Raw genomic sequence first — 1,428 nt, forward strand, 5'->3', positions numbered from 1 at the left:
TACTACAGCCGGAGATAGCTGATTGTGAGGTTTGACGGCGTGTTTACGCTGGTCAGGACGGTTGCCGGGGCATGATCCGAATTTGTGAAGAAACAAAACAAGCCCACGGCAACCGTGGGTCTGAGCGTAGACCATGAACAGTGGCGAGCGGAATTGGACGCGCTGATGGACACGATTGCACCACGGTTCGCCCGCTGCGAAGCCGCCCGCAACGCCGGCGCGTTCGTGTTGGGGGTGCTCTCGTCGCTGGAGACCAAGAACTGCTGGACGATGGCCGAACTGTCCGGGCATGCCACCCCGGACAAATTGCAGCACTTGTTGTCCCGCGCGAAATGGGACGCCGACGACATCCGCGACGACCTGCGGGCGATGGTCGTCGACGCGTTTGCCGAACGGGACGCGGTGTTGGTGATCGACGAGACCGGTGATCTGAAAAAGGGTGACAAAACCGTTGGCGTGCAACGCCAATACTCCGGCACTGCGGGGCGGATCGAGAACTGCCAGGTCGCCGTCTTTCTGAGTTACGCCAGCTCGAAGGGCCACGCGTTGATCGACCGCGCGCTCTACCTCCCGAAAAGCTGGACTGACGATCGTGCCCGGTGCGCGGAAGCTGACGTCCCCGACGACGTCGGTTTCGCGACCAAACCCGAACTGGCCACCACCCTGATCGAACGAGCCCTCGATGCCGGCGTGTCGGCCCAGTGGGTGACCGGCGACGAGGTGTACGGCGCGGACCCGGACCTGCGAAAAACGTTGCACGATCGTCAGGTTGGCTATGTGCTGGCCGTGCGCCGCGACACCGTGGTGCCCACCGACGGTGGACCGATGCGCGTCGATGCGCTGGCTGACATGGTCTCGGAGGCTGCGTGGCAGACGATGTCGGCCGGGGCCGGCGCCAAGGGTGATCGCCTGTATTCGTGGGCGTGGCTGACCACGCGCGAGGACCCCGGGACCGGCGAGTGCTCGGTGTTGATCCGCCGCAACGACGACACCGGCGAGTTGGCGTTCTACCGCTGCTACAGCCCGCACCCGGTGCCGTTGGCGACGCTGGTGCGGGTGGCGGGGCGGCGCTGGACGGTCGAGGAATGCTTCCAATCCAGCAAGGGTCTGACCGGATTGGATCAGCATCAGGTACGAACATGGACGTCGTGGCATCGCTGGACCATTCTGGTCATGCTCGCGCACGCGTTTCTGGCTGTCGTCACCGCCGCTCAACGCACCCGAGAACACCCCAATCCGGCGCTGATCCGGTTGAGTGTCAACGAGTTTCGTCGCCTGTTCGTCGCGTTGGTTCTGACCCCGCTGCACGCCATTGGGCATCGCCTGCTCGACTGGTCGGTGTGGCGACGCAAACACCAACGTCGAGCCCAACTCTGCCATCAAAAACGCAGGTCACAGCCACAATGAACGCGAACTACGACTGTAGTA

The 1,428-nt window shown here is 63.5% G+C and carries 1 protein-coding gene; it reads left to right on the top strand.

Annotated elements, in window-relative coordinates; genetic code table 11:
* The first annotated feature begins 165 nt into the window (after positions 1-165).
* Positions 166-1,407 carry an IS701 family transposase gene (locus tag GORHZ_RS23075; RefSeq protein WP_006337433.1) on the top strand — a complete coding sequence of 414 codons (1,242 nt, stop codon included), beginning with the start codon at positions 166-168 and terminating at the stop codon, positions 1,405-1,407.
* Positions 1,408-1,428 lie beyond the last annotated feature (21 nt).

The sequence above is a fragment of the Gordonia rhizosphera NBRC 16068 genome (genome assembly GCF_000298195.1).
In the GTDB taxonomy this organism is placed as follows: domain Bacteria; phylum Actinomycetota; class Actinomycetes; order Mycobacteriales; family Mycobacteriaceae; genus Gordonia; species Gordonia rhizosphera.

Excerpts from the sequence above, each read along its gene's own strand:
- GORHZ_RS23075 (WP_006337433.1), top strand. The coding sequence starts at position 166 with ATGGACACGATTGCACCACGGTTCGCCCGCTGCGAAGCCGCCCGCAAC.